The sequence below is a fragment of the Streptomyces sp. NPDC005281 genome, assembly GCF_040607495.1.
Classification (GTDB): Bacteria; Actinomycetota; Actinomycetes; order Streptomycetales; family Streptomycetaceae; genus Streptomyces.
Genome location: NZ_JBEXGX010000018.1, coordinates 86,149 through 108,868, shown reverse-complemented (window position 1 = coordinate 108,868; position 22,720 = coordinate 86,149). Strand labels below are relative to the sequence as shown.

At 72.5% G+C, this 22,720-nt stretch carries 16 protein-coding genes; 8 read left to right on the top strand and 8 right to left on the bottom strand.

Annotation, left to right across the window (positions count from 1 at the left end; translation table 11 throughout):
• Positions 1-69: 69 nt before the first annotated feature.
• The 4 genes from ABZV42_RS24845 to ABZV42_RS24830 form a co-directional block, all read right to left on the bottom strand.
• Positions 70-1,827, bottom strand: coding sequence for a hypothetical protein (locus ABZV42_RS24845; RefSeq protein ID WP_356053612.1), 1,758 nt, complete (start codon positions 1,825-1,827; stop codon positions 70-72).
• Positions 1,809-2,546 (bottom strand): ATP-binding cassette domain-containing protein, encoded by a 738-nt coding sequence (locus tag ABZV42_RS24840; RefSeq protein ID WP_355986298.1) that lies wholly within the window; start codon positions 2,544-2,546, stop codon positions 1,809-1,811. The genes ABZV42_RS24845 and ABZV42_RS24840 overlap by 19 nt, the downstream gene beginning before the upstream one ends.
• 261 nt (positions 2,547-2,807) lie before the next feature.
• The gene (locus ABZV42_RS24835; protein WP_355986300.1) at positions 2,808-4,190 is read right to left on the bottom strand and encodes an aspartate aminotransferase family protein; all 1,383 of its coding nucleotides are present in this window, start codon (positions 4,188-4,190) and stop codon (positions 2,808-2,810) included.
• A complete protein-coding gene (locus ABZV42_RS24830; protein WP_355986302.1) occupies positions 4,175-4,675 on the bottom strand; it encodes an Lrp/AsnC family transcriptional regulator in 501 nt (166 codons plus the stop codon). The genes ABZV42_RS24835 and ABZV42_RS24830 overlap by 16 nt, the downstream gene beginning before the upstream one ends.
• A gap of 203 nt (positions 4,676-4,878) precedes the next feature.
• On the opposite strand from ABZV42_RS24830, the gene ABZV42_RS24825 reads away from it, so the two are divergent.
• Positions 4,879-6,318: a gamma-aminobutyraldehyde dehydrogenase gene (locus ABZV42_RS24825; protein ID WP_355986304.1), complete on the top strand. Its 1,440-nt coding sequence runs from the start codon at positions 4,879-4,881 to the stop codon at positions 6,316-6,318.
• A 104-nt stretch (positions 6,319-6,422) separates the two neighbouring features.
• Here the strand turns inward: ABZV42_RS24825 and ABZV42_RS24820 are convergent, their stop codons facing one another.
• Entirely contained in the window at positions 6,423-7,115 is a 693-nt protein-coding gene (locus tag ABZV42_RS24820) for a hypothetical protein (RefSeq protein ID WP_356053610.1), read from the bottom strand.
• A 308-nt stretch (positions 7,116-7,423) separates the two neighbouring features.
• On the opposite strand from ABZV42_RS24820, the gene ABZV42_RS24815 reads away from it, so the two are divergent.
• From ABZV42_RS24815 to ABZV42_RS24805, 3 genes are all read left to right on the top strand, one after another.
• Positions 7,424-8,080: a response regulator transcription factor gene (locus ABZV42_RS24815; RefSeq protein ID WP_355986308.1), complete on the top strand. Its 657-nt coding sequence runs from the start codon at positions 7,424-7,426 to the stop codon at positions 8,078-8,080.
• Positions 8,081-8,433: 353 nt separating this feature from the next.
• A complete protein-coding gene (locus ABZV42_RS24810) occupies positions 8,434-9,744 on the top strand; it encodes an ATP-binding protein (RefSeq protein ID WP_355986310.1) in 1,311 nt (436 codons plus the stop codon).
• Positions 9,745-9,795: 51 nt separating this feature from the next.
• Positions 9,796-10,986, top strand: coding sequence for a spermidine/putrescine ABC transporter substrate-binding protein (locus ABZV42_RS24805; protein WP_355986312.1), 1,191 nt, complete (start codon positions 9,796-9,798; stop codon positions 10,984-10,986).
• Between the two features lie 40 nt (positions 10,987-11,026).
• On the opposite strand, the gene ABZV42_RS24800 is transcribed toward ABZV42_RS24805, so the two are convergent.
• The 3 genes from ABZV42_RS24800 to ABZV42_RS24790 form a co-directional block, all read right to left on the bottom strand.
• The gene (locus ABZV42_RS24800) at positions 11,027-14,452 is read right to left on the bottom strand and encodes an AAA family ATPase (protein ID WP_356053608.1); all 3,426 of its coding nucleotides are present in this window, start codon (positions 14,450-14,452) and stop codon (positions 11,027-11,029) included.
• An 82-nt stretch (positions 14,453-14,534) separates the two neighbouring features.
• Positions 14,535-17,501, bottom strand: coding sequence for a VCBS repeat-containing protein (locus ABZV42_RS24795; RefSeq protein ID WP_355986316.1), 2,967 nt, complete (start codon positions 17,499-17,501; stop codon positions 14,535-14,537).
• The gene (locus ABZV42_RS24790; RefSeq protein WP_356053606.1) at positions 17,501-20,071 is read right to left on the bottom strand and encodes a S8 family serine peptidase; all 2,571 of its coding nucleotides are present in this window, start codon (positions 20,069-20,071) and stop codon (positions 17,501-17,503) included. The genes ABZV42_RS24795 and ABZV42_RS24790 overlap by 1 nt, the downstream gene beginning before the upstream one ends.
• A gap of 379 nt (positions 20,072-20,450) precedes the next feature.
• On the opposite strand from ABZV42_RS24790, the gene ABZV42_RS24785 reads away from it, so the two are divergent.
• The 4 genes from ABZV42_RS24785 (at position 20,451) to ABZV42_RS24770 (ending at position 22,589) form a co-directional block, all read left to right on the top strand.
• Entirely contained in the window at positions 20,451-20,861 is a 411-nt protein-coding gene (locus ABZV42_RS24785) for a sortase-dependent protein (protein WP_355986320.1), read from the top strand.
• On the top strand, positions 20,858-21,496 hold the full coding sequence (locus tag ABZV42_RS24780; protein ID WP_356053604.1) for a class F sortase: 639 nt from the start codon (positions 20,858-20,860) through the stop codon (positions 21,494-21,496). Before ABZV42_RS24785 ends, ABZV42_RS24780 begins: the two co-directional genes overlap by 4 nt.
• A gap of 93 nt (positions 21,497-21,589) precedes the next feature.
• On the top strand, positions 21,590-22,081 hold the full coding sequence (locus ABZV42_RS24775) for an RNA polymerase sigma factor (protein ID WP_355986386.1): 492 nt from the start codon (positions 21,590-21,592) through the stop codon (positions 22,079-22,081).
• A complete protein-coding gene (locus ABZV42_RS24770) occupies positions 22,065-22,589 on the top strand; it encodes a hypothetical protein (protein WP_355986324.1) in 525 nt (174 codons plus the stop codon). Before ABZV42_RS24775 ends, ABZV42_RS24770 begins: the two co-directional genes overlap by 17 nt.
• The last annotated feature ends 131 nt before the right edge of the window (positions 22,590-22,720 follow it).

The window sequence follows — 22,720 nt, the reverse complement described above, 5'->3', positions numbered from 1 at the left end:
CGGACCTTTTCTCCGAGTGATCGTGCGGAGCTGTCCACGGGCGCGTCGGCTGACCGGCCCGCGGACCGGTCAGCGGATCAGGGGGATCGCGGCCAGCTCGGCGACCGCCCAGGTCAGCGGGGCGAACGCGACGAACAGCGCCCCGGCGCGCAGGGCCGCCGCACCGCGCAGCATCGTGGCGGGCGCCCCCAGCCGCAGCAGGGCCGCCGTGGTGTCGGCGCGGACCTGCCTGGCCTCGACGGCGGCGGTCGCCAGCGTCAGGAGCGTGCACCCGGCCACCAGCAGGGCGCCGAGGGTGGTCAGCGGACCGAAAGCGGGCCGGGCGCCGGTGTACAGCGTCGTCATGGCGAACCCGCCCGACGCCACCGCGCACACCACGCCGAGCGGCTGCCCGATGCGCTTCGCCTCCGCCTGGAGCACCCGGCCGGCCAGCAGCCGCAGCGCGCCCGGCCGTACGGCCTGGAGCAGCCAGCCGCACAGATAGGTGATCGCGGGCCCGGCGAGGGCCAGGCCGACCGCCGTCAGTACCCAGCCGAGCAGGACCCCGGCCGGACCGCCGACGAATCCGCCGGGCAGCGCGAGCGCGGGCGCGGGGCCCGAACGGCTCGCGTACGTCTCCACGGCCAGCCCCGCGGCCAGCGTGGCCGCACCCCAGGGGAGCCCGTTGGGGTAGCCCTGCGCGGGAGGCAGCGGGCGGGAGCCGCTCTCGACGGCCCGGCTCCGGTCCGGGCGCGCCCCGGGCACGACCGCGCCCTCGTACGCCGCTTCCATGTCCAGGTACGGCACGTCCACGCGCTCGTACGAGGAGGGCTTCCCGTGCCGATCGTGGCCGGCGGGGTCCGCGCGGAGGCCGTCGGCGACGGTGGCCGGCCGGTCCTCCGCGGCCGCCCCCAGGGCCTCCCCGGAGGCGTACGCCGCGGCGGTCCAGTGGAAGTCGGGGCCCGCGGAGCCGTTCGCGCCGGGGGCAGTCGGGTCGGGCGCCGGCAGGACGGCGCCGTCCGGCGAGGCGTCCCGGAACCCGTCCCCCGTGCCGGTCACGGTGAGACCTCCGCCCGTGCCGGTCACGGTGAGACCTCCGCCCGTGCCGGCCATGGTGAGGCCTTCGCCCGTGCCGGTCACGGTGAGCCCCCCGGCCGTGCCGGTCGCCGCCGAGACCGCGGGCCCGCCGGGTGAGGTGACGGGCGCGGGCCCACCGGGTGTGCCGCCCGGGGGCCGCCGGCCGCCGTCGGTACCGGGGCGCTGAGCGCCCGCCACCGCGTTCTGCCGGGCCGACATCCAGGTGCGGCCGTACGACCACGCCGCGCGCGCAGGACCGCTGCCCCGGGGGCGCAGGGCCAGGGCGGCCGCTCCGGAGGCCGCGGCCGGCACCAGGAGGAGCAGCGTCAGGGCGGCGGGCAGGGGCAGGGACCGGCCGGAGGCGAGGAAGTCCGCCGCCGTGCCGCCGAACGGGACGCCGGTCAGGTCGCCGCGCAGATGCAGGAAGAGGAGCAGGGCGAGCAGCGAACCGAGGAGCGTGGACAGGGCCGTGGTGACGGCGGAGATCGCCATCAGCCGGCCAGGACCGAGGCCGATGGCCGACAGGCCGGGCCGGGGGCGGGTGGCGGGGTCGGTGCGGGCCACCGCGACGGCGAAGTAGACCGTGGCGGCGAGGGGAGCGACGCACCAGGCCAGGCGCAGCGCGCCGGCGGCCGAGGCGTCCGGATGGCTCATCGCGTAACCCAGCGTGCACAGCAGCAGGAACCCGGTGCCCGCGGAGGCGGTGGCGACCAGGAGCCGGCGGAGCTGGACGAGGGGGTGGCCCCCGCGGGCTAGACGGAGAGCGAGCACGCGGCCCGGCCTTCCGTCTCGGTGACCGGGGGCAGGTGGACGGTGTTCACACGCCGTCCGTCGAGCAGGGACACCGTGCGGTCGGCGAGGGCCGCGGTGTCCGGGTCGTGGGTGGCGAGGACGACGGTGATGCCGTGCGAACGGGCCGCAGAGGTGAGGGTGCGCAGCACGTGAGCCCGGTCGGCGCGGTGGAGCGGCGCTGTCGGCTCGTCGGCGAACAGCACGGTGGGGGCCGGGGCGAGGGCGCGGGCGACGGCCACGCGCTGCCGCTCGGACTGGAGCAGGGCGTGCGGGCGCTTGCGGGCGCAGCCGCCGATGTCCAGGCGCTTCAGCCACTCCAGGGCGGCGGTCTTGGCGTCGCGGCGGGTCCAGCCGCGCAGCATCAGCGGCAGGGCGGTGTTCTCCCAGGCGTTCAGCTCGGGGACCAGCATCGGGACGGGGTCGATCCAGCCGAACCGGTCCCGGCGCAGCCGCTCGCGGGTGAGCGGACCCATGGTGTGCACGGGCGAGCTGTTGAACCAGACCTCGCCGCGCTGCGGCAGCAGCTGGCCCGACAGGCACCGCAGGAGGGTCGTCTTGCCGCTGCCGCGCGGGCCGCCGACGGCGAGGATCTCGCCCTCACGGATGCCGAGCGAGACACCGCTGAGCGCGGGCGAGCCGTTGTGCTCGACGTGCAGGGCGCGTGCCCAGAGCACGTCGTTGTCGGGCGGGGCCACCATCGCGTACACCTCGTTCAGAGCTGATGTGCCGTGCCCGGCGATCTCTTCGAGGTCGCTCGGTCCCCCGGACGGGGGAACGAAGGCAGGGCCGATCGGTCACAGGGCACGCTAAGGAGTCGGGGCCGGGAGGGCGGACAGCACGCGGCCCCGGGCCGCCCATTCTCACTCGAACGGGCGCCACCGGGGCCGGTGTTGATCAGTCGGACGGAAGACCGGAGCCCGCCGGGGGGAAATCGGCGGGGCCGGGCTCACGGCACGGGATCAGAGCTTGGTCCACGCCTCCGTCAGGACCTGACGGACGATCCCCTCGATCTCGTCGAAGGTCGACTGGTCGGAGATCAGCGGCGGCGACAGCTGGATGACCGGGTCACCGCGGTCGTCGGCGCGGCAGTAGAGGCCGTACTCGAAGAGCTTCTTGGAGACGAAGCCGTAGAGCACGCGCTCCGACTCCTCGTCCGTGAAGGTCTCCTTGGTGGCCTTGTCCTTCACCAGCTCGATGCCGTAGAAGAAGCCGTTGCCGCGGACGTCGCCGACGATCGGCAGGTCGTGCAGCTTCTGGAGGGTGTTGAGGAAGTTGGCCTCGTTGTCCAGCACGTGCTGGTTCAGGCCCTCACGCTCGAAGATGTCGAGGTTGGTGAGCGCCACGGCGGCGGAGACCGGGTGGCCGCCGAAGGTGTAGCCGTGCAGGAAGGTGTTGTCACCCTTGTAGAACGGCTCGGCGATGCGGTCGGAGACGATGCACGCGCCGATCGGGGAGTAGCCCGAGGTCATGCCCTTGGCGCAGGTGATCATGTCCGGCACGTAGCCGAACTTGTCGCAGCCGAACATCGTGCCGAGGCGGCCGAAGGCGCAGATGACCTCGTCCGAGACCAGCAGCACGTCGTACTGGTCGCAGATCTCGCGCACGCGCTGGAAGTAGCCGGGCGGCGGCGGGAAGCAGCCGCCGGCGTTCTGCACCGGCTCGAGGAAGACCGCGGCGACGGTCTCCGGGCCCTCGAAGAGGATCTCCTGCTCGATCTGGTCGGCGGCCCAGCGGCCGTAGGCCTCGGGGTCGTCGCCGAAGAGCGGGGCGCGGTAGATGTTGGTGTTGGGGACCTTGTGGGCACCCGGGACCAGCGGCTCGAAGGGGGCCTTCAGGGCCGGCAGGCCGGTGATGGACAGGGCGCCCTGCGGGGTGCCGTGGTAGGCGACCGCACGCGAGATGACCTTGTACTTGGTCGGCTTGCCCTGGAGCTTGAAGTACTGCTTGGCCAGCTTCCACGCGGTCTCGACGGCCTCGCCGCCGCCCGTCGTGAAGAACACCTTGTTCAGGTCGCCCGGAGCGTGGTGCGCGAGGCGCTCGGCCAGCTCGATGGCCTTGGGGTGGGCGTAGGACCACACCGGGAAGAAGGCCAGCTCCTGGGCCTGCTTGAAGGCCGTCTCGGCCAGCTCGGTGCGGCCGTGTCCGGCCTGGACCACGAACAGGCCCGCGAGACCGTCGAGGTACTTCTTGCCCTTGTCGTCGTAGATGTAGGTGCCCTCACCCTTGACGATGGTGGGAACGGGCGCGTTCTCGTACGAGGACATGCGGGTGAAGTGCATCCACAGGTGGTCGTACGCGGTCTTGCTGAGGTCCTTGGTGCTCACGGTTATCGGGTTCCCCACATGTAGGTCTGCTTCTTGAGCTTCAGATAGACGAAGCTCTCGGTGGAGCGCACGGCGGGCATGGCCCGGATGCGTTTGTTGATGACGTCCAGCAGGTGGTCGTCGTCCTCGCACACGATCTCGGCGAGGATGTCGAACGAGCCCGCGGCCATCACCACGTACTCGACTTCCGACATGCCAGCCAGCGCTTCCGCCACCGGGTCGAGGTCGCCCTCGACCTTGATGCCCACCATCGCCTGCCTGCGGAACCCCACGGTGAGGGGGTCCGTGACGGCGACGATCTGCATGACGCCCTGGTCGAGCAGCTTCTGGACGCGCTGGCGTACGGCGGCTTCGGAGAGGCCCACGGCCTTGCCGATCGCGGCGTACGGGCGGCGTCCGTCCTGCTGGAGCTGCTCGATGATGGCGAGGGAGACGGCGTCCAGCTGGGGACTTCCGTTCCTGGACTCGCGGGAGTCCCTGGGTTCCGCGCTTCGACTGACCACGACCCCACTCTGCACGACGTCTCGACAGTTCCGCAAGGTTCGGGCGATGAAATTCGTTGTTTACGGGTACGTGTCTTGCGGATTTCGCAGTTCTGGGCCGTTCGGGGGTGTTGAAAACGCGGCGCCACGGATTAGGGTGGGGACTCAGGCATCTCAGGTAGTGGACACCTGGGTCGTTGTACATCCGACAGGAGGGCCGGGCAGTGAGCACCGAGCTGCGTCGTCTGCGCAATTACATCGACGGAGAGTTCCGCGATGCCGTCGATGGACGGACCACGGAGGTGGTCAACCCCGCGACCGGCGAGGCGTACGCGACCGCGCCGCTCTCCGGCCAGGCGGACGTCGACGCCGCGATGGCGGCCGCCGCCGCGGCCTTCCCCGAGTGGCGGGACAAGACCCCCTCCGAGCGCCAGAAGGCACTCCTGAAGATCGCGGACGCGTTCGAGGAGCGCGCCGAGGAGCTGATCGCGGCCGAGGTGGAGAACACCGGCAAGCCGATCGGTCTGACCCGGTCGGAGGAAATCCCGCCGATGGTCGACCAGATCCGCTTCTTCGCGGGTGCCGCCCGCATGCTCGAGGGCCGCTCGGCCGGCGAGTACATGGAGGGCATGACCTCGATCGTCCGCCGCGAGCCGGTCGGCGTCTGCGCCCAGGTCGCGCCGTGGAACTACCCGATGATGATGGCGGTGTGGAAGTTCGCCCCGGCCCTCGCGGCGGGCAACACGGTCGTCCTGAAGCCCTCGGACACCACCCCCGCCTCCACCGTCCTGATCGCCGACATCCTCGGCGGCATCCTGCCCAAGGGCGTCTTCAACGTCATCTGCGGCGACCGCGACACCGGCCGCGCGATGGTCGAGCACCCGACCCCGGCGATGGCGTCCATCACCGGCTCCGTCCGCGCGGGCATCTCCGTCGCCGAGTCGGCGTCCAAGGACGTCAAGCGCGTCCACCTGGAGCTGGGCGGCAAGGCCCCGGTCGTCGTCTTCGAGGACACCGACATCGCCAAGGCCGTCGAGGACATCTCGGTCGCGGGCTTCTTCAACGCCGGCCAGGACTGTACGGCCGCCACCCGCGTCCTCGTCCAGGACTCCATCCACGACGAGTTCGTCACCGCGCTCGCCAAGGCCGCCGCCGAGACGAAGACCGGCCAGCCGGACGACGAGGACGTGCTCTACGGCCCGCTGAACAACCCGAACCAGCTCAAGCAGGTCTCCGGGTTCATCGAGCGGCTGCCCGCGCACGCCAAGGTCGAGGCGGGCGGCAAGCAGGTCGGCGACAAGGGCTACTTCTACGCCGCGACGGTTGTCTCCGGCCTCAAGCAGGACGACGAGATCATCCAGAACGAGGTCTTCGGCCCGGTCATCACCGTCCAGTCCTTCTCGGACGAGGCGCAGGCCATCGAATGGGCCAACGGCGTCGACTTCGCGCTGGCCTCCTCGGTGTGGACCAAGGACCACGGCCGCGCGATGCGCCTGTCCAAGTCCCTCGACTTCGGCTGCGTGTGGATCAACACCCACATCCCGCTGGTCGCCGAGATGCCGCACGGCGGCTTCAAGAAGTCCGGTTACGGCAAGGACCTGTCGGGCTACGGCTTCGAGGACTACACGCGCATCAAGCACGTGATGACGTCGCTGGACGGCTGACCGCCGGGCGGCCGGGCGGAGTTCGCTCTCCGCTCGCATGAACCACGCGGCCCCGGACGGGAATTGATCCCGGCCGGGGCCGCGCTTTTCCCCTTCGCGCCGGGTCAGGCGCTCTCGGTCACGCCTGCGAGCGTGGGCTCGTCGGGTGCGCCCGCCGACCTCCCGTTCTCCGTGTGGAATCCGGGCAGCTCGCCCGAGCCTTCGACGGACCCGCCGACGGACCCGCCGACGGAGCCTCCGACGGAGCCTCCGACGGATCCGGTGCCGGGCCTGCCGGGCTTGCCGGGAACGGGCAGCGGAGGCAGACCGGCTCCCGGAGAGAAGGTGACGCCGGCCTTCTTCAGGACCGGCGAGCACGTCTTCACCGCGGCCCGGTAGCTCCTGGACGTCGGGTCGAATCCCTTGGACGCACTCATCCGCACACTGAACCGGATGCGGCCCCGCTCGTCCTTCGAGGCGTGGAAGACCGGGAAGATCTTCTGGCCGTGGCCGCGCATGCAGGCCGCGAACGCGTCGTCGGCGGTGTTCACGTCGCCGGGCGCGTGCGCGGTCGGCCGGTACCCGATGGCCGGCACGGCTCCCACGGGCGGCAGGCCGCCCTTCGGCGGCTTGCCGGTCGTGTGCCGCGTGAGCCGGGCCGACGTGGCGGTCCCCGCCGCCGCCGTCGTCTTCGCCGTCGTCACGTCGGACCTGTCGGACGCCGAAGCGGCCGAGGCGCTGACGGTCCCGAGCGTGGCCGCGGAGATCAAGGCGCAGGCCAGGGCGAGTCGTTGTGGCCGAGTGGCCGATGCACGCATGGGCTTCCTCCAGGGGACGGGCGGCGGTGCCGCCGGGTGGGATGCGGTGGAGCACGGTGGCGCACCGCCGTGCCGCGTCGCGTCGTACCAGGACGCCGCGCGGCGGGATGCGTGCTGCCGTGCCGTGCTCCAGACAAGCCCGCCGGCGGTTACGGCACGGGAACGGCGGTCCTTATCGCGCGTCAACAGGGAGACGGGGGCCGCCGGGGCGGCACGGTAGGGGCGGAGTGCGGGGCCCGGGCCGGGGCAGGTCCTCGCCCAGGAGACGCTTATCCGCGTGTAACCGCCGGCCCGTCACACTGGCCGCCATGCGTGTGCTGGTGGTCGAGGACCATGAAGAGCTCGCCGAGACCCTGGCCGCCGGGCTGCGCCGCGAGGGCATGGCGGTCGATCTCGCGCCGGACGGTCCCACGGCGCTGGAGCGCGCCGCGGTCAACGGGTACGACGTCGTCGTGCTCGACCGCGACCTGCCCGGCGTCCACGGCGACCAGGTGTGCAGGACGCTCGCGGCGGGCGGCAGCCGGGCGAGGGTGCTGATGCTGACCGCGTCCGGCACGGTGGCCGACCGGGTCGTGGGGCTCGGTCTCGGTGCCGACGACTATCTGCCCAAGCCGTTCGCTTTCGCCGAACTCGTCGCGCGGATACGGGCCTTGGCGCGGCGTGCGCAGCCCGCGCTGCCTCCTGTCCTGGTCCGCGGTGAACTGCGGCTCGACCCGGCGCGGCGGCAGGCGACCCGGAGCGGTTCGGGGCTCGCCCTCAGCCCGAAGGAGTTCGCCGTGCTCGAACTCCTGCTGGCCGCGCAGGGCGCCGTGGTCTCCACCGAGGAACTCCTGGAGCGGGCCTGGGACGAGGCGGCCGACCCTTTCAGCCAGACCGTGAAGGTCACGGTGAGCAGGCTGCGCCGCAAACTGGGGGAGCCGCAGCTGATCGCGACGGTGGACCGGGCGGGGTACCGGATCGCATGACGGACAGCCCCGCCGGCGCGACCGGCCCGACCCCGTACGACGCGCACCCGCCGCCCGCAGCGCACGGTCGCCGCTGGTGGCGGGCTGTGCGGACCACCCGCAGCCGGTCGGCTCCGTACGACCCGCACCCGCGGCCGGAACCGCACGGTCGCGGTTGGTGGCGGGCTGTGCGGATCTCCCGCAGCAGGTCGGCCCTGTACGACCCGCAGCCGCGACCCGCACCGCACGCTCGCCGCTGGTGGCGAGATCCGCGGACGCGACGCGGGCGGGAGCTCCCGAGCGGTGTGCGATCGCGGCTCGCCCCGCGCAACGTTCGGTGGCGGCTCGCCCCGCGCAACGTCCGGTGGTGGTTCGTGCCGCGCAGTATCCGCTGGCGGCTGACCCTGCTCTACAGCGCGCTGTTCATGGCGGCGGGGGCGGCCCTGCTCGGCTTCACCTACCTGCTGGCGTCACGCGCCGCGCCCTCGACGGCGGTCGGTTCGTCCGTCGCCCCCGGGCTGCCCGGGGGCGACGGCTATACCCCCGATCCGCCGACGCTCACGATGTACGCCGAGGCCCTGCGCGCCGATCAGCTGCACCAGCTGCTCGTCGAGGCGGGCATCGCGCTCGCCGTGATGACCTTCGCCTCCGTGGCCCTTGGCCGGCTGATGGCCGGACGTGTCCTCGCGCCGTTGCGTACGATGACCGCCGCCGCCCGCCGGATCTCCGCGGACAACCTCGGCCAGCGGCTGGCGGTGCCGGGTCCCGAGGACGAACTGAAGGCGATGGCCGACACGTTCGACGTCGTGCTGGGGCGGCTGGAGGGCGCGTTCGAGGCGCAGAAGCAGTTCGTCGCCAACGCGTCGCACGAACTCCGCACTCCTCTCACGCTCCAGCAGGCGATCGTGGATGTCGCGCTCGCCGATCCCGCGGCCTCGGTGGAGAGTCTGCGGGCCGCGTGCCTGCGTGTTCGCGCCGCCGGACAGGAACAGGCGCGTCTCATCGACGCCCTGTTGACCCTCGCCCGCAGCCAACGCGGGCTCCAGCGCAGGGAGTTCACCGACCTCGCCGAACTGGTGCGGGGCCGGTTGCCGGACGGCGCGGAAGTGGACACAGGCTCCCGTGGCGAGGGACCGCAGGTGCGGGCCGGCCTCGGGTCCCAGGAAGAGGGGCCGCACCTTGGGGCCGGCCTCGGGTCCCCCGACGAGGGGCCGCACGTTCGGGCCGACCTCGGTCATGCGCCCGTGCTGGGCGATCCCCAGCTGATCGAGCGGCTGGTCGTCAACCTCACGGACAACGCCGTACGGCACAACAACCCCGACGGTGAGCGGAGTTGGGTCCGCCTGTGGACCGGGACGGAGGCCGGGCGGCCGGTCCTGTGGATCGACAACTCCGGCCCGGTGATCCCGCGCGACCAGGTGGCCGGACTCTTCCAGCCGTTCCGGCGACTGGGCGCGGACCGGACCCGCCCGCACACCCGGACGCGTCCGCGCGGGAAGGGCCCGTCCCGTGAGGGCCTGGGGCTCGGCCTGTCCATCGTCACGGCCGTCGCCACCGCCCACGGCGGGACGGTCGAGGCGTGGCCCCGTCCGCTGGGCGGCCTGTCGGTGCGGGTCACGTTCCCGCCGTGCGCGGTGCCGCGCACGGAAACGGATCGACAGGGTGTCGGGTCGGCGGGCGACTGATCGACGCAGCGTCCATTGTCCCGACCCGGCCGGGGTCGGCATGCTTCGCGCGTGCCAGTGAATCGGAAGACCTCGCCCCCGTCCCGCCGGTCCCTGCTGCGAGCCCTGGGCGGCGGTGCCACGCTCGGAGCGCTCGCGGCATGCGGGGTACCGGCGGCGTACGTGGGCCCGGGCGACCGTACCGGAGCCGACCTCTCCGCCACGGACAAGCGGCTCAACTGGGCGAACTGGCCGCTGTACATCGACACCGACGACAAGGACACCACACGGCGGCCGACGCTTGAAGCCTTCGAGAAGCGCACCGGGATCTCCGTCGACTACATCGAGGAGATCAACGACAACGACGAGTTCTTCGGCAAGATCAGTCCGTCGCTGATGAACCACCAGCGGACCGGCCGCGACCTCATCGTCATCAGCGACTGGATGTGCGCCCGGTTCGTCAGGCTCGGCTGGGTCCAGGAGATGGACCGGTCCCGGCAGCCGAACGTCGCCAAATACCTCGACCCGCTGCTGAGTTCGCCCGCCTTCGATCCCGGCCGCAAGTCCTCGGTGCCGTGGCAGTCGGGCATCACCGGCATCGCGTACAACCGCCGCAAGGTCGGCCGCGAGATCAGGCACGTGTCCGATCTGTGGGCCGACGACCTCAAGGGCCGGGTCACCCTGCTGTCCGGCCTGGACGAGGCGTTCGCCCTGCTCATGCAGGCCAACGGCGTCGACATCAGGAAATGGCGGGCCGACGACTTCCACCAGGTGTGCGACCAGGTCGAGAAGCAGGTGCGCGCGGGCCAGATCCGCCGCTTCACCGGCAACGACTACATCAAGGACCTGGCCGGCGGGGACGTGCTGGCCTGCCAGGCCTACTCGGGCGACGTGATCCAGCTCCAGGCCGACGACCCCGACATCCGCTTCGTCGTCCCCGAGGAGGGCGCCGAGCTCTGGGCCGAGTCGCTGATGATCCCCAACCTGGCCCGGCACAAGGCCAACGCGGAGAAGCTCATCGACTACTACTACGAGCCGGAGGTCGCCGCGGAGCTCGCCGCCTGGGTCAACTACGTCTGTCCGGTCCCCGCCGCCCAGGACGTCCTCGCCTCCTCCAAGGACAAGGACACCGCAGCCCTCGCCGAGGACCCTCTGATCTTCCCGGACGCGACCATGCGGAGGCGTCTCGCGATCGCCCGCGACATCACCGCCGGTGAACGCACGGAGTTCGCCAAGCGCTGGAACGCGATCGCGGGCCTGTGACCCGGGGCCGCCGGCATCGGACCGGACACGCCGAGGCGTGCTACTGCTCGCGCAGCAGGTCCCGGGCGCGCTCCAGCCGGCGGGCCCCGGCCGGATAGGGCAGCGCGCCGGCGAGCGACTCGGCCCGGCTCAGCTCCTTCGCGCCCTCCCGGGTCCGGGCCAGCCGCGACAGGGACGTGCCGAGCGCGATCCGCGCCTCCACCTCGGCGAGACGTTCGCCGGTGCGTTCGGCCCGTGCCGCCTCGGCGTGCGCGATCCGCAGCGCGGCCTCGGTCCGCCCCGACAGGAACTCCGCCCAGGCCACCAGGACCGGCGCGTCCTCGGTGTGCCCCTCCAGGGCGCGCAGCGCGTGCTCCGGGCGGCGCGTGCGCAACGCGAGTTCGGCCCGTGCCGTGCGCACCTCGTGCTCGGCCTGCCGGTCCCCGAGCTCGGCGGCGACGGCCTCCGCGCGGTCCAGGAGAGGCACCGCCTGCTCCGCCGCTCCCGCGAAGACCCGTACCCGGGCCAGCGTCGCGAGGGCGTACGGAAGACACCAGGCGTCGTACGCCTCCGCGCCCGCGACCGCCTGTTCCGCGAGGCCGCGGGCGGGTCCGGGTTCCTCCAGCAGCAGCCGCAGTTCCGCGAGGTTCGCGCGTTCGAAGGAGGCGGCGGTCGGATCGCCCGACCGTTCGGCGAGGCCGAGCGCGCGGGTTCCGGTCTCCACGGCCTCGCGCAGCCTGCCGGCCCGCCGCGCGTTCTCGCGCAGCATCGACAGGACCGAGCCGAGCAGGGTCGGATCCCCGTACGCCTCGGCCGGCGCCAGTGCCTGGTCGCCCGCGTCACGCGCCTGGTCGAAGCGGCCGGCGAGCCCGAGGTTGGCGGCCTGCATCGCGAAGGCGCGCGCCACCAGCCTCTGGCCGGACGCTCCCGGCACGTTCCGTGCCGCGCTCAGGGCCTGCCGGGCGGCCTCGGCCCCAGCCGTGTAGTGACCCTTTACGCAGCGGACCACGGACAGGGCGAGGAAGTGACTGGCGGCCGGTTCCGGCCCGGTGTCCGCGGTCACCGGGTGTTCCCGCAGCGTGCGGCGGGCGGATGCCGGGGCGCTCGTCCTTGCCAGGGTCTCGGCGAGCAGCGCCGAGGCGAGGACCGCGTCGTCGTGCTCGTCGCGCCGCTCGAACTCGGCGAGCGAGAGCCGCAGGGCGTCGGCCGCCTGCTCGAAGTGGCCCATTCTGCGCAGGACATGGGCGTGGGCGAGCCGGGCGCGGGCCGCGTCGACGTCCAGCCGGGCCACCAGGTCCCGGTAGTAGCGGTCGGCGGTGTCGTTGGCGTACAGGGCCGCGGCCCGTTCGGCCGCCCGGCGCAGATAGTCGGCCGCGCGCGGGTCGTCGGCGCGCGCGAAGTGGGAGGCCAGGGTGTCGACGGCGTCGGGCCGGCGCCGCTCCACCGCCTGGGCGAACGCGCCGTGCAACTGTCTGCGGCGGAGGGTGGAGAGCCCCTCGTAGCAGGTGATGCGGACCAGCGGGTGCCGGAAGGCGAGCCCGTCCTCGGACCGTCCGGCCACCACGACGGGCCGTTCCTCGACGAGCGAGGCGGCGATGGCCTGTTCCAGGGCGTCGGCCGCCGCGGCTCCGGCCACCGGGGGACGCAGTCCGTGTTCGGCGACGTCGAGCAGTTCGGACAGTGCGATGTCGCCGCCCGCCACGGAGAGCGCCTCGACGACACGGCGCGCGTCGCTGTCGAGCCGTACGAGACGGTCGGCGACCAGCCCGCGTACACCTTCGGGGGCGAGGGTTCCGGTGTCCTCGCCGTCCAGGCCGTGAGCGAGTTCGAGGGCGAACAGCGGGTTGCCGAGGGAGAGTTCCCAGACACGGTGCACCCGGTCCTCGCGAGACTGCGACTGCGACTGCGACTGCGACTGCGACTGCGACGGTGACCCCGACCCCGACCCCGACTGCGCCCCGGGCTGCGACCGCGGCTGTGACCCGTCCGCGGCCGCGTCGCGTACGACGGCCAGGCACGCCTCCTTGTCGAGCCGGCCCAGCTCCTCGCGTACGCCGTGACGCCGGCGCAGCAGTGACGCCACGGCCGAGCGGCGCGTGTCGCCCTCGGGCAGTTCCTCCTCGCGGTACGTCGCCAGGAACCGCAGGGCCGTGCCCCGCTCCACGGCCCGGCGTGCCAGATGGCCGAGCAGCCGGTAGGTGCCGGTGTCGGCGGCGTGCAGGTCGTCGAGGACGACCAGCACCGGGTGTGCCGCTGCCAGGTCGCCGAGCAGTGCCGTGATCCCCCGGAACAGCCGGTCCCGTTCCTCCTCGGGACTGCGCTCGCCCGAGGTTCCCACCTGGCCGAGCGAGGGCAGGAACGAGGCCAGTTCGGGGTACTCGGCGCCGGCCCGGGCCCGCTCGGCCGCGCTGTGCCCGGCGAGCCAGCCCTCCAGCGCCTCCGCGAACGCCCCGTACGGGGTGTGCCCCTCGGCGTCCTGGCCGCCGCCCCACAGCACGGCCGTGCCCTGCGCGCCGGCACGCCGGGCGACCTCGCTCACCAGGCGGGTCTTCCCCACGCCCGCCTCGCCGCTGAGCAGGGTGACGGGCGGTCCGTCCGCCGTGAGGAGCCGCTGGAGCTCGGCGGCGCGGCCCCGCAGCGGAGGTCCGGTGCGGGTGGCCCGCAGCGGTGCGGGGAGCGGCTGGGCGGTCGGGAGGGGGGCGGGTGCCGCGGCCAGGGCGGCTCGGTGCAGCCGTTCCGTCTCCGGGCCCGGCCGTACCCCCAGTTCGGTCGAGAGGACCTCGTGGCACACGTGGTACTGGCGTACGGCACGGCGGCGCAGACCCTGGCGCAGTGCGGCGTCGATGAGGATGCGATGGGCGAGTTCCTCGGCGGGGCTGGCGGCGAGCACCTGCTCGGCCGCGGCGACCGCCTCGGCGAGTGAGCCCTGTGCCAGGTGCGCGGCGGCGAGCGCGAGCTGCACCTGCTCGCGCAGGGCGACGAGTTGTCCGCGCCGGGACTGGGCCCAGCTCGCGTAGCGGTCCTCGGGGAGCAGTTCCCCGGTGAACAGGCCCAGGGCGGCGGCGAGCGCGCCGGGGTCCTGGGAGGCCAGCGCGGTCCGCGCCGCCGTCTCGGCGTCGTCGGCGTCGATCCGTACGGCGGCCGGGTGCAGCTTCAGCAGGGCGCCGTCGGATATCAGGTACGAGGAGGCGGCGCGCGGAGCGAGTTCGGGTTCGAGGGCGCGGCGGGCGGCGTGCAGGGCGACGCGCAGACTGCCCGTCGCGGAGTGCGGATCGGCGTCGGGCCAGCAGATGTCCATGGCCTGCTCGCGGTGGAGCCGGTGGTCGGGGACGACGGCGAGCAGCTTGACCAGGGTCTGGGCGCTGGGGCGGGTCCAGCGTTCGGCGGGCGCGGGGCCGCTGTCACGAGTCGCTGTGAAACCGCCGAAAAGGCGCAGACGCAGCAGCGGAGTGGCCGAATTCGCGCTGTCCGTTCGCTGCTCGTTCATGAGGGCGCAACTGTAACCGAGCAAGCCGAGGACCCCCTGGGCGAGGCCCAGGGGGTCCGAGTGCTCCGGGGATCTGGTCGGGTCAGGAGAGCTTGTACGCGCTTACCTGGTGGATGCCGTTGTCGGGCGTGTAGTAGCCGCCGCCGAACTGTCCGACCATGCGGTCCCGGCCGCTGACGTCGGCGTTGAGGGACACCACCTCGTCGACACCGTCCCCGTCGAGGTCGCCCGCGAAGTAGTTGTGGGCGCCCATGAGGGTGGGGATGCCGCCGACGGGGTCGGCCCAGCTGTCCTCGGAGTCGAGGATGCTCGGGTCGAAGACGTACAGGCCGCCCTCGGCACCGGCGACCAGGAGCTCACGCCCGCCGGGACCGGTGAGGAAGCCGCCGCCGAACGTCGTCGGCAGGACGAGCTGCCTCTTGTCGTCGCCGTCGGCCCGGTACCGCCGGAACGACGCCGTGTCGCCCGAGTACAGCACCCCGTCCTTGGCGAAGTAGCTGTTGTGCGTCCACAGACCGCCCGCGAGCCCGGAGTGCAGCACCTCGCCGGTGCGGCCGTCGCGGACCTCGAAGTAGTTCTGCGGGTTGAGCGAGTCATCGCCATCGGTCTTGAGCGGGGCGACGACACCCCACAGGTAGACGACCGCGTGCCCGTCGGCGTACGGGATCTCCTTGGAGGCGAAGACGCCCACGTTGGGGATGGCCGAGCGGATGCCGCCGACCGCGGTGTCCGGGGCCTTGGGCGCGACGGACCACTTGGCCTTGCCGGTCCTGGCGTTCAGCGCGACCGCGTTCGTGACGGGCGAGGTGAGCTGGAACGCGTCGAGGCTCGCGTACGACGCGTACACCTGGCCGTCGTTCACCGACGGGTCGGTGAAGCGCACGTCGCCGGCGGCCTTCGGGGCGCTGTACGTCCACAGGGCGCGGCCGGAGCCGTCGTAGGCGCGCAGGGCGTCGGTCGGCACCAGGATGTCCTGCTTGCCGTCGCCGTCGAGGTCGGCCAGCTCGGCGCTGCGCACGAACTGGCCCTCACCGGCGGTGATGGTGGCGAGCGTCCTGCCGGTCGCGCCGTTGAGCACGACCGTCGCCGTGTCGGCCGCGACCACGATCTCGGGCTTGCCGTCGCCGTTCACGTCGCCGGTCTCGATGTCGTGGACCGAACCGGGGACGGTGGCCTGCCACAGCTTCTTCGGCTTGGAGCCGTCGACCAGCGAAGGACCGGAGTAGGCCCACACGCCGTTCGACGAACCGCCCATGATCAGGTCGGACTTGCCGTCCTTGTCCAGGTCCGCGCTCCTGGCGTAGGAGATGTCGCCCTGGAGCGGCGTGACGTTCTCCGCCTTGCCGTTGCCCAGCTTGAAGGTGCGGATGTTCTCGGCCTGGTCGACCACGCGTACGTGCGTGCCCTCGCCGTCGCTGTACAGATCCTGGTACATCGGCGCGGCGGCGACACCCTTCTGCTGCCACTTGACGGTGCCCCTGCCGGAGAACACGGTCAGCGAGGCGTAGCGCGTGCCTCCGCGGTTGTCCGGGTCGTTGATCGCGCGGTCGTCCTGGGCGGAGGCGACGAGCCGGCCGTCGGCCACTCCGAGGCCCCAGACGCTGGGCGCGTTCTTGTTGTTGTCGGCGTCCCGCTTGATCGTGTTCGACCAGAGCAGCGTGCTCGGGTCGGCGCCGTCGACGACGCGGACGGTGCTGGCGTTGACGAAGTAGTTCTCGTCGAGCGAGGACTCCGCGACGGCGTACTCCTGACCGGACCTGCCGCCGAGGTCGCCGACCGTCAGGGCGGTGGGGACCACGTTCTCCCGGCCGTCCAGCGTGGTGCGGTGACCGGTCTTCAGGTCGTAGGAAGCGACCTCGTAGCGCACGGCGTCCGTGGCGTCCGCCTGCTCGACGGCGACGAGTCGCTTGCGGCCGGCGTCCAGGCGGAGCTTACGGCTGTAGATCGTGCTGTCCGTCTGCCAGACGACGGAACCGTCGGCCGCGTCGAGCACGAGGGTGCGGCCGCGGGCGTCGACGCCGGTGGCCTTGCTCAGGTTCCAGGAGACGGCGGCCTTGCCACCGCCGAGATCCTGGAGGTCGCCCCAGTTCGCACGCCCGGCTTCCCCGGTGTCGTACGTCCAGGTCTGCGCCGGGGTCAGCTTGCCGTCCGCGGACGAGAAGCGGATCCCGGTCAGGGTGGCCGTCGCGGCGGCCGGGACCTTCGCGTCGGAGCTCATCCGGGGCGCGTCGGCGATCAGCAGCGTGCCGTCGACGATCTTCACCATGGAGGCGTGGTTGTAGAGCTTCGACCAGACCGTGGTGCCGGTCTTCCCGTCGAGCACCGTCACGAAGGTGCCGGTGGTCAGGGCCGAGCCCGGCGAGGAGAAGGCGCGCGGGTACGGGGTCGCGCCGACCAGCGCCGAGAACACGAGGTCCGGGACGCCGTCGCCGGTCAGGTCACCGGTCGAGTAACCGGAGTCCGAGGTGGCGGTGAACGGCGAGACCGCGTTGTAGCCCATGAGGATCTGCGCCGGGTACGGCTCGGCCCGCCACACCTGGAGCGGCTTGACCTGCCAGTCCGGGTAGAACGAGCTGCTGGTGCGGGTCCAGGTCTCGCTGCCGTCGGCGGCGTGGCGCTGAACGTAGCCCATGCTGTTGACTGAGAAATAGTCGCCGTGCTTGCCGACCGGCACCGTGGCACCCATGCCGCGCACGCCTTCCAGCGTGGACGTCGAGGTCGTGGTGACCTTGGTGTTCGGGTCGACGTCGGTGGACGTGCCGTCCAGAGCGGAGCCGCTGCCGGAACCTGAGTCCGTCGCGCCCGAACCGGAGTCCGTCGTGGTGGAGCCGTCGGCCGGCTTCGGCTCGATCGTCTTCTCGGCCTCACCCTGGTCGTACGGGTCGAGGGTCACGTTGGCGGCCAGCGTCTTGGCCTCGGCGCCGGTCAGCTTCATGGCCGAGCCGCCGTCGTCGGCGGCCAGCGCGTGCGGCGCGGCGGTCAGGCTGAGCCCGGCCGCGACCAGCGCGGAGGCGAGCCGCAGGGCCCGCCGCGAGTTGTGGGCTCTCATCACTTGGCTCCCTGCGCGAAGCGGATGGCGGTGCCGTCGGTGAGGACGGACTGGTTGTACGCGTACTGGAGGGCGTCGGTGCCGTTCTGGTTGGCGATGCCGACCGTGGCGCCCGCGCCCTTGTCGGCGACCGACTTGTACTGGAGGGTCACGGCGCCGGAGGCCTCGTCGAAGACGGCCTCGAAGGTGGCGCGTCCCGAAGTGCCGTTGGCGTAGGCGGCGTTGTTCCACACGATGGCGAACTTGCGGCTGCCCGTGGTGCCGGTGGTGGCGGTCTGCACGGACGACTTGCCGTCGAGCGTCAGGTCGTCCCACAGCGGGGCGACGATGCCCTTGACGCCGTTCGCGCCGGTCGTCGGCAGCGCGGTGTTGCTGTAGTCGCCGACCCGCGAGGACAGGAAGTTGACCAGCCCGTCGGTGGTGACCGAGGCCGAGGAGTACGAGACGCCGTACAGCTTCACCGGGAAGGGCAGCGTGACCTTGGCCGCGTCCTCGTCACCGGACAGGGCGACCTTCTTGGAGCCCGCGATCCACGCGTAGGCGGCGGGGGCGCAGGAGTTGGCCGAGTTGTCGGTGCGGTTGGGCACCTGGACGTTCTTGGCCAGGTCGGCGGAGCCGACGGTGGCGGTGCCGTTGTAGACGCCGTTGCACAGAATCGGGGCGGCCGGCTTCACCGACAGGCTGTAGGAACCCTCGGAGACCTTGGCGAAGGAGTACTGGCCCTTGGCGTCGGTGGTGACGGCGTCCAGCGGGGCGCCGGTCAGCTCGACCTTCGCGCCGGGCAGCGCCTTGCCGGTGACGTCGAGCACGGTGCCGGAGACCTTGTGCGAGGGCACCGCGGTCAGCGCGATGTCCTGCGTGAAGGCCTGGCTGTCGGTGAGGGTGACACCGGTGGCCGAGCCGTTCGCGTAGCCGTAGCCGCCGAACGTAAAGGAGTACGTGCCGGCGGGCAGCGGCAGCCGGTACGCGCCGTCCGTGCCGGTGGTGACCGTACGGGTGGTGCCGGCGGAGGTGGCCTTCACCGTGATGTTGGGCAGTGCCGCGCCGGTCGCCTTGTCGGTGACCTTGCCGGTGACGGTGGCCGCGGTGTGCGGGGCCCTGTCGACCGAGGCGAGGATGTCGAGCTTGCCCTCGCCCCACACGTTGTTCATGCCGGCGGTGCCGCCGCAGTGGGTGTCGTCGACGTCACGGGCGCCCTCGTTCAGCAGCGCGCGCGTCTCGTCGATCTTGCCGATCAGCGACGGGGCCGCCGACCAGAGCAGGGCCACGGCGCCCGCGACGTGCGGGGTCGCCATCGACGTACCCGAGATGGTGTTGTAGGACGAACCCGGCCAGGTGGACGGGATGTTGACGCCCGGTGCCGAGATGTTCGGCTTCGCCGAGCCGTCGACCAGTGACGGGCCGAAGCCGGAGAACGACGCGATGGCGCCGGTGGAGCCGTACGCGCCGACGCCGTACGACGTGGCCTGTGAGCCGGGGGCGTGCGCCGTGGAGCAGGTCTTGCCGTCCCCGTCGTTGCCGGCCGCGAACGCCTCGAAGATGCCCGCAGCGTTCCAGGCCTCGACGATGTCCTGGTAGAACGTCGTGTCGCCGCCGCCCCAGGAGTTGTTGACGATGTTCGGGGCGAGGTCCGGGCGCGGGTTCTGACCGTTGTGGTCGGTCGGCGCGAGGATCCACTGGCCGGCCGCGAGCAGCGACTCGTCCGAGCAGGAGGAGGACTCGCAGCCCTTGGCGGCGATCCACTTCGCGTTCGGCGCGACACCGATGCCGTGCTTGGCGACCATCGTGCCCATCGTGTGGGTGCCGTGGCCGTTGTTGTCGCACGGGGTGCCGCTGGTGCCGCACTCGCCGGTCGGGTCGTAGAAGTTGTAGTCGTGCGTGAACGTGCCGTCGCCGTTGTTGCCGCGGTAGTTCGCGACCAGGTCCGGGTGGTCGTACTGCACGCCCGAGTCGACGCTCGCGACGACGATGCCCTCGCCGCGGTCGTCGTACTGGTTCCAGACGTCGTCGGCGTTGATGTCGGCGACGCCCCACTCCGGGCTGTCGTCGCCGGCGGCGGACGAGTCGGTGCGCGACTTGGTGACCGAGCTGTCGGCCGTCTCGATGTCGTCGAGCTTGTAGTGCTGCTCCTTGACGATCTTCGCGACGTCCGGGCGCGCGGCGAGCTCGTTCACCAGCTTCTCGTCACCGGTGACCTGGATCGCGTTGGCGATCCAGTAGTCCTTGTGACCGACCTTCTTCTTGTCGAGGAAGGACTTGAGCGGCGTCTGGGTGTCCGCGGCCTTGGCGCGCAACTCCTTGAAGGCGGCCTTGGCCTTCGCCGTGTGCGTCTTCTGCTTCTTGGCGTCCGACAGGTCGGCCTGGTCCTTGAGGACGACGAAGAAGGTGGCGTCGCCTCCCTCGGCGACGGCGCTGCGCAGCGACGAGTCGATCTTGGCGGTCGTGGTCGTGGCCGTGGACGGGGTGCCGGCGGCGACGGCCGGCATCACACCGGAAACCAGAGCGGTCGCGGTGAACGCGGCCGCCGTCCATACGGCGGATCTGCGCCGTGGCGGTCGGGGCAGGTGCATCGGGGGTGCTCCTCCAGGATCGGTACGGGGGAGCTCGGACGCTAGGCAGACGCCGTTACTCGGGCATTACCGGGCCTGCGACGGCCGTACAACTGCGCTTCATGCAGGGCGAACCGGACCCCGCGCGCATATGGCCCGAAGTCAACCAGCCTGTCGTGAGGGCGGGTTGACGAGAGCACTGAGGCGGACGGGCTCCGGCCCGAGGTGACCGGGCGCGCGACTCGGTGCCGCGCGGGTCGCCGAAGTCCGGCTTTCCCGGCCCCTCTTACGCCTTTGCCATCCCTTTACAACCCCGTCCGCCCCCGGCTCGTCTCTCCGCTCGATCCGTAAGCAGCCCGCCCTTCACACAGGCGGGCGGACCGAGGAAAGAGAGCGTTTCATGCGCCGAATCGTCTTCAGTGCCACGGCACTCGCGTGCACCGCCGTGCTGGTGGGCACGGTGCCCGCGTTCGCCGACGGAGGCTCCCCGCGCCCCTCGACCGGTTCGGGCGGTGGCTCCGCGCCGGCCCAGGCCAGCCCCACCGCCGCCCCGGCCCCGGCGAGCCCCACCGCGACCCGGGCACCCTCCGCCGTTCCCAGCGTCGCGCCGACACGGGCGTCGGGTTCGGGACGGGCCGCCGGCTCGGGACAGGTCTCCGTCCGGCCGGGCGGAGCGCCCGACACCGGTGTGGCCCCGACCGCGACGCCGTCCTCGGACTCGTACGGGTTCATCGGCGGGAGCGCCGCCGCCGTGGTCGCCGCGGGTGCGGCCGTCTTCGTCGTACGCCGTCGGCGGGCGACCGGGGAATGACGTCCCTCTCCAGGCGCGCGTTCGTCACCGCGGCCCTGGCCGCGCTGCTCGTGGGCTGCGGCGGCCACCCGGCCGGTCCGGCCGCTGACTCGCGGCCGGGCGGTGCGACGGCGACGCCACGGTCCGGCGGCGCTCCCGCGGCCTCGCCGTCCGCCGCGAAGGCGGTGCGCGCGCTGGGGCGTTCGGTTCCGGTCGGGCTGCGGATACCGGCCATCGGGGTCGACACCCCGCTGATGCGGCTCGGACTGGCCCCGGACGGTGGCGTGCAGGTGCCCCCGATCGCGGCACACGATCTGGCCGGCTGGTACCGGTACTCGCCGACGCCCGGCCAGAAGGGCCCGTCGGTGATCCTCGGTCATGTCACGGTCGGCGCGTACGGCGACGGCGTCTTCCGCCGCCTGGCACGCCTGCGCCACGGCGACCGGATCGCGGTGCGCCTGGAGAACGGCAGGTCGGCGGACTTCACCGTCGACGAGGTCCGTACAGTCGCCAAGGCCGATTTCCCGGCGGACGCGGTCTACGGCGACGTGGACCGCCCGGAGCTGCGGCTCATCACCTGCGGAGGTCCCCGTTCCGGGAGCGGCTACCGCGACAACGTGATCGTGTTCGCGGAGCTCACCTCCGCGAGCCCCTGACCCCCGGCCGGCTGTCCGGGATCCCGGGCCGCGGACCGTACCCCCGCGGCCCGGGATCCATCCCCTCCGGCACCGTCACGACCATGGAGAATGTTGAAAGGGTCCCGCGAGAAGGCAGCGTCCGAGCTGTTCGCCGCCCTCTATCCGCGCCTCGCCGGCTGGTGCCGCCGTCTCGTCGACGACGACGGGACGGCCCACGAGATCGCCTCGGAGGCGTTCACCCGGCTCTGGTCCCGCTGGACGTCCGTGGCCGAGCCGCGGGGGTTCCTCTACGTCACGGCGGCCAACCTCGTCCGGGACCACTGGCGCAAGCTGGAGCGGGAGCGCCGGGCCGTGCGCCGGGCCACCGCCGAGATGATCGTCGGCCCGCGCAACGAGCAGGCCGATCCCTCCGTACGTCTGCTCGTGCAGTCGCTGCCCGAACGGCTGCGCGTCCCGATCCTGCTGCACTACTACGCTGACATGCCGATCCGGGAGGTGGCCGCGCTGACCGGGCGCAAGGAAGGAACGATCAAGGCCGATCTCCACGCGGCCCGCGAACTGCTCCGCGCCCACCTGAGGAGAAGTCTTGATCACACACTCTGACGACGGCCCGGACTTCGGCCCCGACGACCCGCTCGCCGTCATCATGCGGCCCCCGTCCGAGTACCTCTCGCCACCGCCGGGCCACTACGAGGCGATCCGCCGGGGCGCGTCCCGTCGCCGGCTGCTGCGCGCCGCGGCCGGGGTGGCGGTGGCGTGTGCCGTGGGCGCTGTCTTCGCCCTGCCGCTCCGGTCGGCCGCACCCGAGGCGCCGGTGTCCCCGGTGGTCCCGCTGGCCCCGCCGCCCGCGAGCGGTCCGCCGGCCTCGCCCACGCCTTCGGTGTCGCCCGGGCCCACCGGCCCCGGGTCCGGCCGTGCCGGGTCGGGCGGGAGCGGCGCCGCCGGCCGGACCTCGGCGCCGAGCACCGCACCCGTTCCCACCGCGCGGGCGTCCGGCGTGCCCACCTTCACCCGCACTCCGGCCTCGGGGACCTCCGCGACCGCGTCCGCCCGCCCCTCCGCCGTCCGTACCGGGGCCGTTCCCACACCGTCCACGGGGGCCCGGCGGTAGCGGGAGGGCGCAGGCCGGGCTTCCGGCGTTCCGCGTTGCCGGCGGGTTCGGGCACACTGTGGGCGCCACCCATAAAGCAGTCCTTCAGCAGCCATAAGTCGGCCTTATGAGGTCATAGCCCGGACCCGCCT

Bases quoted from the DNA above. Each gene is read 5' to 3' on its own strand.
- ABZV42_RS24840 (WP_355986298.1), bottom strand. From the start codon at position 2,546: ATGGTGGCCCCGCCCGACAACGACGTGCTCTGGGCACGCGCCCTGCAC.
- ABZV42_RS24820 (WP_356053610.1), bottom strand. From the start codon at position 7,115: ATGCGTGCATCGGCCACTCGGCCACAACGACTCGCCCTGGCCTGCGCC.
- ABZV42_RS24815 (WP_355986308.1), top strand. From the start codon at position 7,424: ATGCGTGTGCTGGTGGTCGAGGACCATGAAGAGCTCGCCGAGACCCTG.
- ABZV42_RS24800 (WP_356053608.1), bottom strand. From the start codon at position 14,452: ATGAACGAGCAGCGAACGGACAGCGCGAATTCGGCCACTCCGCTGCTG.
- ABZV42_RS24795 (WP_355986316.1), bottom strand. From the start codon at position 17,501: ATGAGAGCCCACAACTCGCGGCGGGCCCTGCGGCTCGCCTCCGCGCTG.
- ABZV42_RS24790 (WP_356053606.1), bottom strand. From the start codon at position 20,071: ATGCACCTGCCCCGACCGCCACGGCGCAGATCCGCCGTATGGACGGCG.
- ABZV42_RS24785 (WP_355986320.1), top strand. From the start codon at position 20,451: ATGCGCCGAATCGTCTTCAGTGCCACGGCACTCGCGTGCACCGCCGTG.
- ABZV42_RS24780 (WP_356053604.1), top strand. From the start codon at position 20,858: ATGACGTCCCTCTCCAGGCGCGCGTTCGTCACCGCGGCCCTGGCCGCG.